Source organism: Flavobacterium alkalisoli, assembly GCF_008000935.1.
GTDB lineage: Bacteria > Bacteroidota > Bacteroidia > Flavobacteriales > Flavobacteriaceae > Flavobacterium > Flavobacterium alkalisoli.
This window is the reverse complement of record NZ_CP042831.1, coordinates 2,580,802-2,593,724: the sequence shown is the minus strand read 5'-3', so window position 1 is coordinate 2,593,724 and position 12,923 is coordinate 2,580,802. Positions and strand designations below refer to the sequence as shown.

The following is a 12,923-nucleotide window of genomic DNA, read 5'->3' as shown; positions in this document are numbered from 1 at the left end:
GCAATTAAGGTTGGTTGAAACAAAATACTGCCGAACCCAAACAGCCCGGCAGTATATATTTAGAAAGTTTTATTTTGGATCTACACTTAATGGAGGAAGTGTTGTCTTTTTATCATTCAACATTTTTTTCACCTGTTCTATAGTTCTATAACGTTCTATTTGCATTTCTCCTGTAAAAGTTTCGCTTTGTGGAGCTCTTGGAGGAATTTTAGCATAGGTTTTCATAAGCTCTTCGACTGCCTGATTAAAAATTATTGCCGTCCAGGTCTTTTCGGTCCAGCTGTTCATAAAAAGGTCGTAACGTTCCTGAGGATCCTGCCAAAGATTATATATAGCAGGTATAGTTGCCACATAAGTTTCATCTCCTCTCCAACCCAATTGCTGACCCGGCATGTCACTACCTGCTATAGCTCCGTTATCTCCCCTAGTATTGAATACTGCTTTAAATTTCCCTATACGTATAGCTCCTGGAGACAATTCAGCTTCTGTAAAATAAAACCATCGGTCACGAAGCGGTTCTCCCTTCTTGAATAAAACGTTTGACATATCATAACTGTCAAATACCATAGCTACACCTTCCCTGTCTTTAGTTGGTAGTTCTACACCCGCAAGGCTTGCAAACGTAGCCATAAGGTCTAGCCCCCCTACAATGTCGTGGCTTTCACTATCTGCTTCAATCTGTCCCGGCCACCATGCAATAGCCGGCACACGGCTACCACCTTCTCTGTCGGTACCTTTGGTACCTCTAAATGGTGTATAACCGGAATCAGGGTGTACATCCTGCCATGCTCCGTTATCTACAGTATAAATAACAAATGTGTCTTCAGCAATACCCAATTCACGTATCTTATCCATAATGCGGCCTACGTTATAATCCATTTCAACTACAGCATCAGAATATTTGCTTTTACCAGGTGATTTTCCCTTAAACTGTTTAGATGGTAAATTAGGCTGGTGGTTTTTAGCAAAGTTAATACACATAAAAAACGGATCACCTTCTTTTGCATAAGCCTCAAGCTGTTTTAGGTTGTTTTCTGTCATCATCATATCCAGTTCCGCAATGTTCTCTTCAGTAACTTTGCTTATTTCACGGGCTTTTCCTCCTGCTTCCCCTTCAAGTATACCAGTAGTTACTTTCTTGAATAAATCTAACATTTCAGGTGACATTTCCGGATTCCAAGACTCAAAAGCATAGGTATAAGCATTTAAGTGATACAGCACTACATTTTCCATTTTATCAAAACCGTGGGCTGTAGGCATGGCATAATCTGCCTCACCTAAATGCCATTTACCCGAAAAATAGGTTTTGTAATTTGCCTTTTTTAATACAGAAGCAAGGGTCCACTCTGCTGCAGGCAAACCGCCTCCCTGCCCCTGAAAGGCAACTGTTGTCATACCGCTTCGGTTAGGAATGCGCCCGGTTAGCATTGCTGCCCTTCCCGGTGTACAGCTTGGTTGGCCGTAAAACGACCAAAACTGCATTCCCTCCTTAGCCATTTTATCCAGATTAGGGGTTGGCATACCGCGGCCTACACCGCCACCATATACACCAAGGTCTCCCCATCCTGTGTCATCTGAAATAACCATAATAATATTAGGCTTCTTTTTACTTTGTGCAAAAGTGTTAGTAAACACAAAGCAGCACAAGCCCGTTAAAACCAGTGATAATAATTTTTTTGCCATAAGAAAAAATTTAGTGATTAGTGTGAAATTCATTTACTCTTTGTAAACAGTAGTTAAAGCGTTTTGTTTAGTGCGTAAGTAAAATTTCCGCCAGACGATATGTCCCGTGGTAGTGGCTCAAGATCGCGTCTTCTTTTTAGTTGACCGATAAACTAATTTTTATTGGATTTTTTGATAGCAATTTTAATTGATTGGTTTTTTCTATTCTTTATAGGCTTATTCTCTTAAAATTAACTAAAAGAATTGTTCACTAACAGCGTTTTAATAAAACTTTAGCAAATATTTTCCCGTTATTACTTAGAAAATACCCCGCCCCATAAAAAGCCGGGGTAAATTATATAATGAAAAAACTACTAATTTCATCTGCAATAAAATTTTAAAAATTTCCCCTGCATCACTCTGCAGGGGAAATTAGTGGGGATTACAATAATTAACCTGATTTAAATGAAATCTTTATATTTTTAAACCTGAAAGAAAGGAAATCCCCGGGGCGCATTTCCCGGGGAAGGAACAACATTTAACCTGTTTCAGGTCGACATTATGTTTTTTAAGAGTGTGTTAAAACGTTATTAAAATTAACAAAATAAATTCCTGAAAGACAAATATTTAACAATCCTTTAAGTGTTGTTTGTGGTTTTCACGCAAAAAAAATCCCCGCAACCTTTCGGCTACGGGGACACACTTTCTATAATTAAATTTCCTGCGATTATTCCTTAATCAAAGCGTCACTTGGTTTTATCTTAATAATAAAACCTACGGTTACATTTGCCTTAATTTCTATTTCTCCGGCAGCCATGGTTTCTCTTTGTCCGCCAGACTCAGCTTTATCATACATTGCCATAGAACGCATTGGTACATAAGACGACGTTGCATTTTCGTTTATCATAATGGCAGGGCCCATCTCTTGGTTTAAAGCCGCAACATACTCCTGTGCTTTCTTTTTAGCATCCAACATTGCCTCTCTCCTTGCCTGAGTTTCATACTCTTTTTGCTTAGAAGACTCAAACTCCACTCCTTGTATGTTATTTACTCCCGACTCTACCAGTCCGCCCATAAGTGCGTCATACTTTGTAAGGTCTCTTAGCTTAACGGTAATGGTTTGTGAAGCCGAGTAATAGTATTTCTTTTTATCGTAATCGTAGTTCCTGTTTAGGTACACACGTTGTGTTTGATAGTCTTTTGCATCTATACCCGATTTTTTAAGGTATTTAAGCACGGCATCAACAGCTTTGTCGTTTTCCTTTTTAACGTCGGCGGAGTCGTTACCCTGGTTGTTTACCCCTATTGTTATGGTAGCCATATCGGGCACTACCCTTATAATACCTTCCCCTGTTACCGTTACCTGCGGAATTTGTGAACCGGTTTGGGCATTTACTGCCCCGGCAACCATCATAACTAATACTAATGCAATTTTTTTCATAGTCTGTATTTTTTATTTTGTTTGTTGAAATCCAAAATGCGTGCCAATAACGGCAAAGTTTCCTACAAAACTAGGAAAACACAACAACAGACAGCGTTAAGAAAATGATAATCAAACGGATGGTAAATGATATTTTTTTATGATAGATAGCTATATCTTCCCTGATCGGGCCATAAAGAACAAAATAACTATAGGTACTATAAGTAAGCCAATTACAAGAGTTTGTGTCTGGAAAAGTTCAGGCCTTTTACAAAGTGTAAATACGAGTCCGCCTATTGCACCGCCAAAGTGTGCCGTATGGCCTATGTTATCGGCCTTGGCTCTCATACCATAAATGGAATATATAAGATAACCCAATCCAAAAACATACAGTGGCATTGGTAAAAAGAAAAACAGATAGATTATCTCATCCGGATCCAACAATACTGCTGAATAGATAATCCCCATCACAGCCCCTGATGCTCCAATAGCTCTGTAGTACAAGTCGTTTTTATGAATGTAAAGTGTAAGCAGGTTACCGCATATAAGGCTGGCAAAGTAAATAATAAGGAAATTAATTACTCCCAGTCCGCCAAGTACCATAGGTGCAAATATGTATAGCGTATACATATTAAAAATAAGGTGAACGGGGTCGACATGCAAAAAGGCACTGGTAAACATACGGTGCTGTTCCCCTGCCCTTATGCTCCCTATGTGAAAGTCGTATTTCCTGAAAAAATATACATTGTCAAATCCTTTAAAGCTTACTAATGCGGTAATACCAATTATTACCCAAACTACTATATTTTCTATTCCCATATTCAATTTTAAAATGTAAATTTAACCAATAGTATTGAAACTTTTCCTACCGTTTAGGAAAGAAAAGCTTAAATAAACGATAATAAAGTATATTTGTAAAAATTTAAAGAATGCAGTTTTTAGCATATATCATAGCCTATCCCATACTTTGGCTTATCTCTATACTACCATTCAGGTTACTTTATATATTTTCCGATTTTGCTTATGTGCTGGTATACCATGTAATAGGTTACCGTAAAAAAGTGGTGCGCCTTAATCTTGCCCTGTGCCTGCCCGAACTTACCGAAGAGCAGCGCAAAAAAACTGAGAAGGAATTTTACCGCCACTTTTGCGACACTATAGTAGAAATGGTAAAAACCGTTAGCATAAGCCAAAAAGAGCTTGAAAAACGCTTTATACTGGAGAATATAGAGGTAGTAAACCAACTGGAAGCAAAAGGCAAAAGTATTGCCCTTATTTGCGGCCATTATGCCAGTTATGAGTGGCTTTTAAACATGAGCCGTGGTTTTACCACCCATAAAGGTTTTGGTATCTATAAAAAGCTCGCAAACCCTTATTTTGACAGGCTGGTGAGGAAATTACGTTTAAGGCTGGGTGCCGAACTGATAGATACTAAAGAAAGCGTATCTGTTATGAAAGACAACAAACGTAAAGGCATACTTGGCGTTTACGGATTTTTAAGCGACCAAAGCCCTAAAATATACCGAGTACCTTACTGGGGCAAATTCTTTGGTATGGAAGTACCCGTGCATGGCGGTGCCGAACTGCTTACCAAAAAACTGGACATGAACGTGATTTATGTAAAGGGTGAAAAAATAAAACGCGGCCATTATAAGGCCACGTTTATTCCGTTTGAAGGTAACCCTCAGGAAGTTCCTAACTTCGGGTTAACCGATATTTTCCTTCGTTTACTGGAAGACCAGATAAGGGAAGCTCCGGCTTATTACCTGTGGACACACAAGCGATTTAAAAACCGCCGCAACGATCCGCCGGGATATCCGCCTAAAGCTTAAACCAGTTATCTACCATATCCTGTACAACAGGCTGTGCATTAACGTGTGTAAACTCGTTGTTTGCCCTGTTGTAAGTATAGTCTTTAGCCCACTCCTCATGGTTTAGTGCCAGTTCTTTTATGCATTGGCACACATACTCAATCTCTGCATTGGTAGTTGTTGGGTGAATAGACATTCTAATCCATCCCGGTTTTTGTATAAGGTCGCCCTCCGTAATCTTATTAGTAAGATAGTGTGATTTCTCCTCGTCTACATGCAGCAGGTAGTGACCGTAAGTACCCGCACAGCTGCATCCGCCACGTGTTTGTATACCAAACTTGTCGTTAAGTATTTTAACCCCCAGGTTAAAGTGAAGGTTATCTATAAAGAAAGAAATAACCCCCAGCCTGTCCTGGTGCTGTGGCGCCAGTATATTAATGCTGCTTACATCCTTAAACTGGCTAAAAATGTAATCTATAATTTCATGTTCTCTTTTAAGGATGTTATCTACCCCCATCTGCTCTTTTAGCTTAACACACAGGGCAGTTTTTATAACCTGAAGGAATCCCGGTGTACCACCGTCTTCACGCTCTTCAATATTATCAAGGTATTTGTGCTCGCCCCACGGGTTGGTCCAGCTTACCGTACCACCTCCCGGATGATCGGGCACCATGTTTTTGTATAGCTTTTTGTTGAAGATTAACACTCCTGATGTGCCGGGGCCGCCAAGGAACTTGTGCGGAGAAAAGAAGATGGCATCAAGGTAAGCCTCTTCATCGGCAGGGTGCATATCTATATTTACATAAGGTGCACTGCAGGCAAAGTCTACAAAGCAAACACCATTGTACTGGTGTATAAGTTTTGCAACCTCATGGTATTTCGTTCTTATACCCGTAACGTTAGAGCATCCTGTTACAGAAGCTATTTTAAGCGTACGGTCTTTATGTTTTTCTAAAAGTTCCTTAAAGCTGTCAAGGCAGATAAGCCCTTCTGGACAAGCAGGTATAACCTCAACACGTGCGATGGTTTCCAGCCATGATGTTTGATTAGAGTGGTGCTCCATGTGAGATACAAACACAACCGGCCTTTTCTCCTCCGGTATGGTAGTAAACTCCCTTAGGTTTTCCGGAACCTTAAGCCCCAGTATCCTCTGGAATTTGTTTACAACACCTGTCATACCGCTACCATCTGTAATCAGTATGTCGTCCGGACCTGCATTAACGTGGTGCTTAATAATATGACGTGCTTCATGATAAGCATTTGTCATAGCCGTACCCGATATTGTAGTCTCGGTATGGGTATTGGCCACAAACGGACCAAACTCATTAAGCAGTTTATCTTCTATAGGGCGGTACAGCCTTCCGCTGGCAGTCCAGTCGGTATAAACAATTTTCTGTTTACCAAACGGAGTATTGAACTCCTGATCGATACCCACAATATTATTACGGAACTTTTTAAAGTATTGTTCCATCTCCGTACCCAGTGTAGTGTTTGCAGCTTCTAACATTATTGTTTGTTTACAAAGTGCAAATTTAGGAAAATTAAAACGTTATCGTAAATAAGTTTTATAAAGCACAGCAGGAAGTTTGTTATATTTTGAAGAGGTTGGCATGGCTGTTTGCTGTGGGGTTACAATTCGCCAAAACAACAACCTGTAAGGCAAACAACCAGACCAACGAGAAAAACTATTAATAAAAATCCCTCTTCTTATGTCTTCTTCTTAGATCTTTATAAATTAAAAATGCTAAATAGCTTAATAGCCCAAGGGCTAAAATCGGTACAATGTAATCCATGTCAATCGGGTTAGAGTTTAGTAATCGGTTTCGTGTAAAATGTGGTAAATTTTTACAGTAAGGTGACTGACATGATTTTGTAACGGCAAGGTAGCTAACCTTATTTTGCGTTGTACCTGCATTTATGAAAAGTATAACACAACTTTAAGAATACCCTACAGCTTTTTACTAAATACTTACAAAAAAAAGGAGCAGGGGTTACTAAGCCCTGCCCATAACAAATATTTTGTTTTCCTCATTTACTATTACTCAAATCTATTTCAACAAGGCGGTGGCAAATTTATTAATTGTTTGTTAATTTTTTACGGAAAACCGTATTAAATTAATGTTAAAATTTACCGTAAGTTATTTATTATGAGTGCATAGTATTTTTTTAGATGTTATTTTATATTCTTAAGAAATGCTTAAGCTGTTGATTGAGTTAGATTTAAAAAGTAAGAAAAGCCTTTATCAAAAAAATGAAACAGAATAAATTTTTGAACTTTAAAATTCAAAAAAATAAAAGCCCCGGCTGCTTTTTGTAACCGGGGCCATCATTAACCAATAATAGTAAATAATAATTTACCTTATATAAAGGTACATATTATATAATTAAAATCATACTTTATTTTTACATAAATATCTAAAAATCAGATAATTTAACTTTTATAACAGGAAAGTTTTTACAAGAAGAAAAACGTAATGAGATTATCTAACATCCTTTAAAATTACATATCCTGTGTTTCTTGAATTTACAGCCTTTACCTTAACCCAGTCTCCGCTATAGGCAATAACTACCACGCTACTTCCTTTTTTAAGCTTCTCAAGAACCTTATAATTTGTGCCGGGACCCGAATATAGATTAAGCTCTGCAGGAATAACCGAAAGTATTACAACCTCATCTGCACCATCCGATGTTGATGCTTTATAGTTATAACCTGAAGCCTGGCTGCTTTTTTCAGTTTTTGCTTTGGTTTTAGCTTCACATACACCACAGCTTCCGCCCTCTTTAGAGCAATGCTTACAGCCTGTGCAATTTTTACAGGCTGTGCAATAAGCACTTCCTGTACACTTACCGCAGCACGAAGCAATCAGTTTTGAGTCCTGAGCATTAACCGTAATACCTGTAAGTAGAATCAGAAAAAATAAGAGTCTGTTCATATCGCTATAAATTAAAAAACAAACAAATATAAACTATTGATTTACAGAAGTGTAATTTATTTTATAAGAAATAGATTATCCCTTTTTAAGAAAAGAGATATAATTATCAAGTAATGATAGTATTTGTACCGAAGCTACCGGATTTGCCGAATGCACCTTAAAGTTGAGTTCCTTTAAGTCAAGTCCGCTTTCATATACCAGCCATTTTGCTGTAGCATAACCGTCGGGCAAAACAGTTCCGTTTTCATCTTCACCTAAATCATTATCAAAACTGATAAAAGCAGGTAGTCCGTTTTGTTTAATAAACGAGATAAATGCCTCATACGATCTTACCACAACAAAATCATTGTTGGTTAAATCATGGTACACCATAGGTACGTCCCTTACATCGTCTAAAAAGAGTTTATACCTTTATTTTAAACCTGACATTTGAAGTTGTATATCTAAAAAATCCGTAAAGGTACCCATTATTACATAGTCTTTACTCCCCTCTCCTTCAGTAAAAAAGTAAACATCGGGATTCGGATTGCCGTTACATATAAACCAAGCCACCTGATATCCCTGATGCATCCAGAAAACATAGGCATTTTCAGGCAGTTGAGGCAGATTATTTTCTTCTATTAATTCTTTTGCTCCCTCGCTTAAATCAACTATATCTTTATGAAAAACATCACTACCAAGCATAAAATGCCCTGCTCCTTTTCCCATTTCCTGTAAAAAAGATTTGTATGTGGCAGGAAAGATAACCCCACAACTTTTTTCAAACCTATTGATTTCTTCAACAAATAGTGGCTCTGGTTTTATGTTGTTCTTTTTTAAAATGTCTATAATATCTTCCAGCATACTAACTACTGTTTATACTGCAATTTATGCTTTACCATCCAAATAGAGTCCTGTGCCTTACGTGTATAGTTATACATTAGGGCATCGTTTTTATGCAGGCTGTTTTTTACATGTACTATGCCCTGGCATATTTTGTAATCTTCCTCATAATACTCTAATACCTGAGTGATATTATGATTAAAAGAATTTGATAAGGGTTCTGTATTATTAACTATATACTCACCTCCCTTGTATGCAACAGGGTAAAAAGGCGTATAAAAATTACGCCAGTACAAAACAGAGGCAATAGTTAACAATAACAGAATAAGCAGTAAGGTGTACTTTCTGTTCATGGTGTGTGTGGTTAGGTAAATATATATTTTATGATGCGTTCTTTAATAAAGCTGCTATAACCTCTGATTTGGTTTTAGGAGCAGCATTTGTATTACCTACTTTTTTAGCCAAAGCAGGCATATCAATATCTATTACAGGAGAAGACAATTCCTTTAATACAGCAGATCTTGCCTGTGGCGATACTTTATCAAGTTTATTTAAAAAGACAGATGTTCTGGTATTTAGCTGAAGAAGAAGTACCTCACTCCTGTATTCGCTGTATTCAACATTATTTTGGCATTCAGTACCCGAAAAACTCTCTAAAAATTCAAAAACTTCATAATCTGTAAGATTCGTTTCATTTTCCAAATGGACTAAGAATTCTAAATCACAGGGTTGTCTTTGTGTAATAGCCTTTTTTTGTGGTTCATTACCCTTACAGGAAAAAAAGAAAAAAGCAGTAAGTAGTATAAAATATTTCATAAAAGGTGCGGATGTGCCGTAAATGTACGGGAAAACGTAAAAAGACACCTTCTTAGTATTGTTAAATTTTGAGATCCTTTCGAAAGATTGCCGCGTCGTTCCTCCTCGCAATGACATTCCTAATCTATCCAACAATAATAATGGGTAGTAACATGCAACGTATCAAAATTGAGTGAAGCTTTGGCATCAGGCTCCGTAGCGTAAAGAAAATTACAAGTGAGGAGTGAAAAAGCATCCGCTGTTTGAGCGTAGCGAGTTCGGATGGTTTAGCCGAATGAAGTAATTTTTAGCTTAAGGAGTCTTAGCCTTGACTTTTTGGTTCTTTTGTGTCAAGACAAAAGAACAATTATGTCATCATAAAAAACAGTAGTATAACCAAAAGTACTATTACAAACCAGCTACGCAGGTTAGCCCTGCTAAAAACCGCCACTCCGTTAGTACGCCTGCGGTTGCCCATACTTTTTCTTAAAAAATAAAACAGCTGAAAAAGCACTATGGCACCAAATATAAAAAGCAGTTTTTTTTGCATTAAGGAAGAAATTACTTTGCCAACAGCTCATTAACAATATCAATTACCTTTTGCAGCTGCTCCTGCTTGGTAATAGTACTATTATCCATCTCTATGGCATCATCGGCTTTTACAAGCGGAGAATCGGCACGGTGCGTATCAATGTAATCACGCTCTACTACGTTGTTATACACCTCATCATATGTTACCTCCTGCCCAAGGCCTGTAAGTTCCTTAAAACGACGCTGAGCACGCGTTTCGGGACTGGCATTCATGTATATCTTCAGTTCGGCATTAGGAAAAACAACAGTGCCTATATCCCTGCCATCCATAACCACACCTTTCTTCTCCCCCATGTGCTTTTGCTGCTCTACCAGTTTATGGCGCACTTCGGGCACTTCGGCAACACGGCTCACCAGTTGCGATACGGCAAGGGTGCGTATTTCCTTTTCCACATTCTCTTCGTTAAGGTACATTTCTGCAAACTCAAGCACCGGATTATATAAAAACTGAAGTGTTATATCCTCAAGGTGCTCTATTAATCCTTCCCGGTTAAAAAAACCCTGCGAAATCAGTCCGTTTTGCATGGCATAAAGAGTAACGGCACGGTACATAGCGCCCGTATCCACATACACATAGCCCAGATGTTTTGCAAGCTGCTTTGCCAGCGTGCTTTTTCCTGTAGAAGAAAAGCCGTCTATGGCAATCGTTATTTTCTTATCCAATTTACTGAAGGTTAATGGTTAGCCCTAACAGGCTGGTATTGGCTGCAAGGGTATACTTTGAGTACGAATAATCAAAGCGCAATTTATTAAACCTTATGCTTACTCCCGCAGAAATTCCCGAAAAAGTTCTTTTGTCTACAATACTAAGTTCCTGCCCTCTCCTAAAGTTATAGCCCAGCCTAAGGTTAAAGCTCTTACCCGGAAAAAGTTCGGCACCTAAAATAACGTGTCGCAACGCATTATTTACAAATGAAACTTTTTCTTCGGTCACTTCGCCGTCTATACTCTGTTCACTGCGGTTAGGGTTAGAAAAGGCAATATTCCACTGTTGCAGATTCTCCAGGGTAATATGCCAGCGAATAGGCACGTTTTCTACCTCTTGTGATATACCCGCTATAATTTCAAAAGGAAGCTTTTCCTGCAGCCCGGCATAAGTGCTAATCTGCGTACCTGCATTACGCAAAGCAATCGCATAGTGAATATCGTTATCCTCGTCAATATAAATAGCCCCTAAATCGAGCGCTACCCCAAAGGAATTGTAGCTTTCCAGAGTTGAAGATATAAACTTAAGGTTAGTACCCAAATACAGGGTTGTATAAGGCACATTGTAAGCATATCCAAAAGAAAGCGCTATTTCGCTACCGGTAAAGTCTCCGGTGAGCAATCCGTTTTGATCGCGCCCTTCAAAAGTTCCGTAATCTACATAGTTAACCCCCATATGAAAGGTTTGCACGTGCCTGTCCCATGTATAGGCATAGGCAGCCGTACCATAATTAACCTCACCATAGTAGTTACCATAATTTGCCGAAAGGTGGTTATCCATCTCCCTGTTAATGGTTGCCGGGTTATAAATGGCCTGGTTTACGTCATAATCGTAAAGGGTAATGATCTTACCTCCCAAAGCCGCCTGACGGGGTGAGGTAACCAAATTTAGGAACTGATAAGTGTATTTACCCCCTATTTGGCTGTATGTGAGAGCCGTGGTGAATAAAAAGAGGTAAATAAACGCTTTTTTGAACATTATTGTCTGTAAGTTTTCTGCATACTATAACGCAGCTGCGAAGATATTATTTTTTTATTTACGAGAATTGGGAAATGAGAGATTAGATAAACAGACTTTAGACTGCCTGTCATGTCGACCGCAGGAGAACCATCTCAAGAGGGGAACCCGTACCTCATAACAGATTACTTCACAGGCTCTCAATGACAACCGAGTGAAGCTTCGGCATCAGGCTCCGTAGCGTAAATAAAATTACAAGCGAGGCGTAAAAAAGCATCCGCTGTTTGAGGTGATAACCGAGTTCGGATGGTTTAGCCAAGTGAGGTAATTTTTAGCTTAAGGTGTCTTAGCCGCAGTCACGCCACAGCGTGATGATTCTTTTGTGTCAAGACAAAAGAAGAAATAAATCACGAGAATTGAGATTCCTCCGTTACGCTATCGCTACAGTCGGAATGGAAAAAAGATTGCTTCGCAGGCTCGCAATGACAAGCGCATGCTACAACTCCGTTATCGTCTCGGTATTAATTATAGGCGACTGATACAATATTACCTTTTCCTTATGCCACCAGTACATTAGGTTAGAGCTGGCATAAATAGTATCGCTATCCTTAACAAAGGCATAGGTAAAAACCCCCTCGGGGAAAAGATGCTCCCTGCCGGTTATAAGATAATTTTTCATGTAATCGAACTCTGCAGCAACATCCTTACTCTTAACCTGTTTTAAGGTAGTTTTGTTAGGATTGCTAAATTCCCTAAAGTTTTTAGAGGTTATACTATAACCATATACATCATTCGCCGTTATTACCGTAACACTGCTTTTGCATGATGTAAGGATAATAAAAATAATAAGGGGGATTATTTTTTTCATAAGGTGTATTATTAAAACCTATATCATAACAAGTTAAGTCTTTATTTTAAATAACACTCTTATTAAATAGTTATTATTTAAATAATACTTTTTTTTCAGATTGCTTTGTACCTGTAATCCCCCCTTTTGTCATTGCGAGGAGGAACGACCCCGCTGTGCGTGGCAGGCTTTGGCAATCTCTCTGAATAAGATTTCTCCGTTACGCTATCGCTACAGTCGAAATGGAAAAAGACCCTTCTGTCGTCAGGATGAAACACCCCTAACCCTCACGCTAAGGCGTGACAGGCACCTCAAGAGGGGAACTCTCACCCCTATAACAGATTGCTCCGCAGGCTCGCAATGACAACCTCATAAACAT

At 38.7% G+C, this 12,923-nt stretch carries 13 protein-coding genes and 1 pseudogene; 1 reads left to right on the top strand and 13 read right to left on the bottom strand.

Annotated features, from left to right (window positions below):
- Positions 1 to 69 precede the first annotated feature (69 nt).
- The 3 genes from FUA48_RS11740 to FUA48_RS11730 all read right to left on the bottom strand — a co-directional run bounded on the left by FUA48_RS11740 (position 70) and on the right by FUA48_RS11730 (position 3,901).
- Positions 70 to 1,683 (bottom strand): arylsulfatase, encoded by a 1,614-nt coding sequence (locus FUA48_RS11740; RefSeq protein ID WP_147583708.1) that lies wholly within the window; start codon positions 1,681 to 1,683, stop codon positions 70 to 72.
- Positions 1,684 to 2,389: 706 nt separating this feature from the next.
- Positions 2,390 to 3,103: an SIMPL domain-containing protein gene (locus tag FUA48_RS11735; RefSeq protein ID WP_147583707.1), complete on the bottom strand. Its 714-nt coding sequence runs from the start codon at positions 3,101 to 3,103 to the stop codon at positions 2,390 to 2,392.
- A gap of 150 nt (positions 3,104 to 3,253) precedes the next feature.
- Positions 3,254 to 3,901, bottom strand: a complete 648-nt coding sequence (locus tag FUA48_RS11730; protein ID WP_147583706.1) for a rhomboid family intramembrane serine protease — start codon at positions 3,899 to 3,901, stop codon at positions 3,254 to 3,256.
- A 110-nt stretch (positions 3,902 to 4,011) separates the two neighbouring features.
- Here FUA48_RS11730 and FUA48_RS11725 point away from each other — a divergent pair, with 110 nt between their 5' ends.
- Positions 4,012 to 4,914 carry a lysophospholipid acyltransferase family protein gene (locus tag FUA48_RS11725; protein ID WP_147583705.1) on the top strand — a complete coding sequence of 301 codons (903 nt, stop codon included), beginning with the start codon at positions 4,012 to 4,014 and terminating at the stop codon, positions 4,912 to 4,914.
- Here the strand turns inward: FUA48_RS11725 and FUA48_RS11720 are convergent.
- The 10 genes and pseudogenes from FUA48_RS11720 to FUA48_RS11675 all read right to left on the bottom strand — a co-directional run bounded on the left by FUA48_RS11720 (position 4,904) and on the right by FUA48_RS11675 (position 12,565).
- Complete coding sequence (locus FUA48_RS11720) at positions 4,904 to 6,400, bottom strand: aminotransferase class V-fold PLP-dependent enzyme (protein ID WP_147583704.1); 1,497 nt, start codon at positions 6,398 to 6,400, stop codon at positions 4,904 to 4,906. The genes FUA48_RS11725 and FUA48_RS11720 overlap by 11 nt on opposite strands.
- A gap of 973 nt (positions 6,401 to 7,373) precedes the next feature.
- A complete protein-coding gene (locus FUA48_RS11715; RefSeq protein ID WP_147583703.1) occupies positions 7,374 to 7,826 on the bottom strand; it encodes an SH3 domain-containing protein in 453 nt (150 codons plus the stop codon).
- Between the two features lie 75 nt (positions 7,827 to 7,901).
- Positions 7,902 to 8,222: pseudogene (locus tag FUA48_RS11710) on the bottom strand (cyclic-phosphate processing receiver domain-containing protein); the annotation flags it as partial.
- 15 nt (positions 8,223 to 8,237) lie between these two features.
- A complete protein-coding gene (locus tag FUA48_RS11705; protein ID WP_147583701.1) occupies positions 8,238 to 8,669 on the bottom strand; it encodes an SMI1/KNR4 family protein in 432 nt (143 codons plus the stop codon).
- Positions 8,670 to 8,674: 5 nt separating this feature from the next.
- The gene (locus FUA48_RS11700; protein ID WP_147583700.1) at positions 8,675 to 9,001 is read right to left on the bottom strand and encodes a hypothetical protein; all 327 of its coding nucleotides are present in this window, start codon (positions 8,999 to 9,001) and stop codon (positions 8,675 to 8,677) included.
- Positions 9,002 to 9,029: 28 nt separating this feature from the next.
- On the bottom strand, positions 9,030 to 9,464 hold the full coding sequence (locus FUA48_RS11695) for a hypothetical protein (RefSeq protein WP_147583699.1): 435 nt from the start codon (positions 9,462 to 9,464) through the stop codon (positions 9,030 to 9,032).
- Between the two features lie 346 nt (positions 9,465 to 9,810).
- A complete protein-coding gene (locus FUA48_RS11690; protein WP_147583698.1) occupies positions 9,811 to 9,993 on the bottom strand; it encodes a hypothetical protein in 183 nt (60 codons plus the stop codon).
- Positions 9,994 to 10,004: 11 nt separating this feature from the next.
- Positions 10,005 to 10,697, bottom strand: coding sequence for a (d)CMP kinase (cmk, locus tag FUA48_RS11685; RefSeq protein WP_147583697.1), 693 nt, complete (start codon positions 10,695 to 10,697; stop codon positions 10,005 to 10,007).
- Position 10,698: 1 nt separating this feature from the next.
- Positions 10,699 to 11,718, bottom strand: a complete 1,020-nt coding sequence (gene porQ / locus FUA48_RS11680; RefSeq protein WP_147583696.1) for a type IX secretion system protein PorQ — start codon at positions 11,716 to 11,718, stop codon at positions 10,699 to 10,701.
- 475 nt (positions 11,719 to 12,193) lie between these two features.
- Positions 12,194 to 12,565, bottom strand: coding sequence for a hypothetical protein (locus FUA48_RS11675; protein ID WP_147583695.1), 372 nt, complete (start codon positions 12,563 to 12,565; stop codon positions 12,194 to 12,196).
- Positions 12,566 to 12,923 lie beyond the last annotated feature (358 nt).

What these genes read in the sequence shown, in the direction of transcription:
- FUA48_RS11740 (WP_147583708.1), bottom strand. Translation starts at nt 1,683, where the DNA reads ATGGCAAAAAAATTATTATCACTGGTTTTAACGGGCTTGTGCTGCTTT.
- FUA48_RS11735 (WP_147583707.1), bottom strand. Translation starts at nt 3,103, where the DNA reads ATGAAAAAAATTGCATTAGTATTAGTTATGATGGTTGCCGGGGCAGTA.
- FUA48_RS11730 (WP_147583706.1), bottom strand. Translation starts at nt 3,901, where the DNA reads ATGGGAATAGAAAATATAGTAGTTTGGGTAATAATTGGTATTACCGCA.
- FUA48_RS11725 (WP_147583705.1), top strand. Translation starts at nt 4,012, where the DNA reads ATGCAGTTTTTAGCATATATCATAGCCTATCCCATACTTTGGCTTATC.
- FUA48_RS11720 (WP_147583704.1), bottom strand. Translation starts at nt 6,400, where the DNA reads ATGTTAGAAGCTGCAAACACTACACTGGGTACGGAGATGGAACAATAC.
- FUA48_RS11715 (WP_147583703.1), bottom strand. Translation starts at nt 7,826, where the DNA reads ATGAACAGACTCTTATTTTTTCTGATTCTACTTACAGGTATTACGGTT.
- FUA48_RS11705 (WP_147583701.1), bottom strand. Translation starts at nt 8,669, where the DNA reads ATGCTGGAAGATATTATAGACATTTTAAAAAAGAACAACATAAAACCA.
- FUA48_RS11700 (WP_147583700.1), bottom strand. Translation starts at nt 9,001, where the DNA reads ATGAACAGAAAGTACACCTTACTGCTTATTCTGTTATTGTTAACTATT.
- FUA48_RS11695 (WP_147583699.1), bottom strand. Translation starts at nt 9,464, where the DNA reads ATGAAATATTTTATACTACTTACTGCTTTTTTCTTTTTTTCCTGTAAG.
- FUA48_RS11690 (WP_147583698.1), bottom strand. Translation starts at nt 9,993, where the DNA reads ATGCAAAAAAAACTGCTTTTTATATTTGGTGCCATAGTGCTTTTTCAG.
- porQ (WP_147583696.1), bottom strand. Translation starts at nt 11,718, where the DNA reads ATGTTCAAAAAAGCGTTTATTTACCTCTTTTTATTCACCACGGCTCTC.
- FUA48_RS11675 (WP_147583695.1), bottom strand. Translation starts at nt 12,565, where the DNA reads ATGAAAAAAATAATCCCCCTTATTATTTTTATTATCCTTACATCATGC.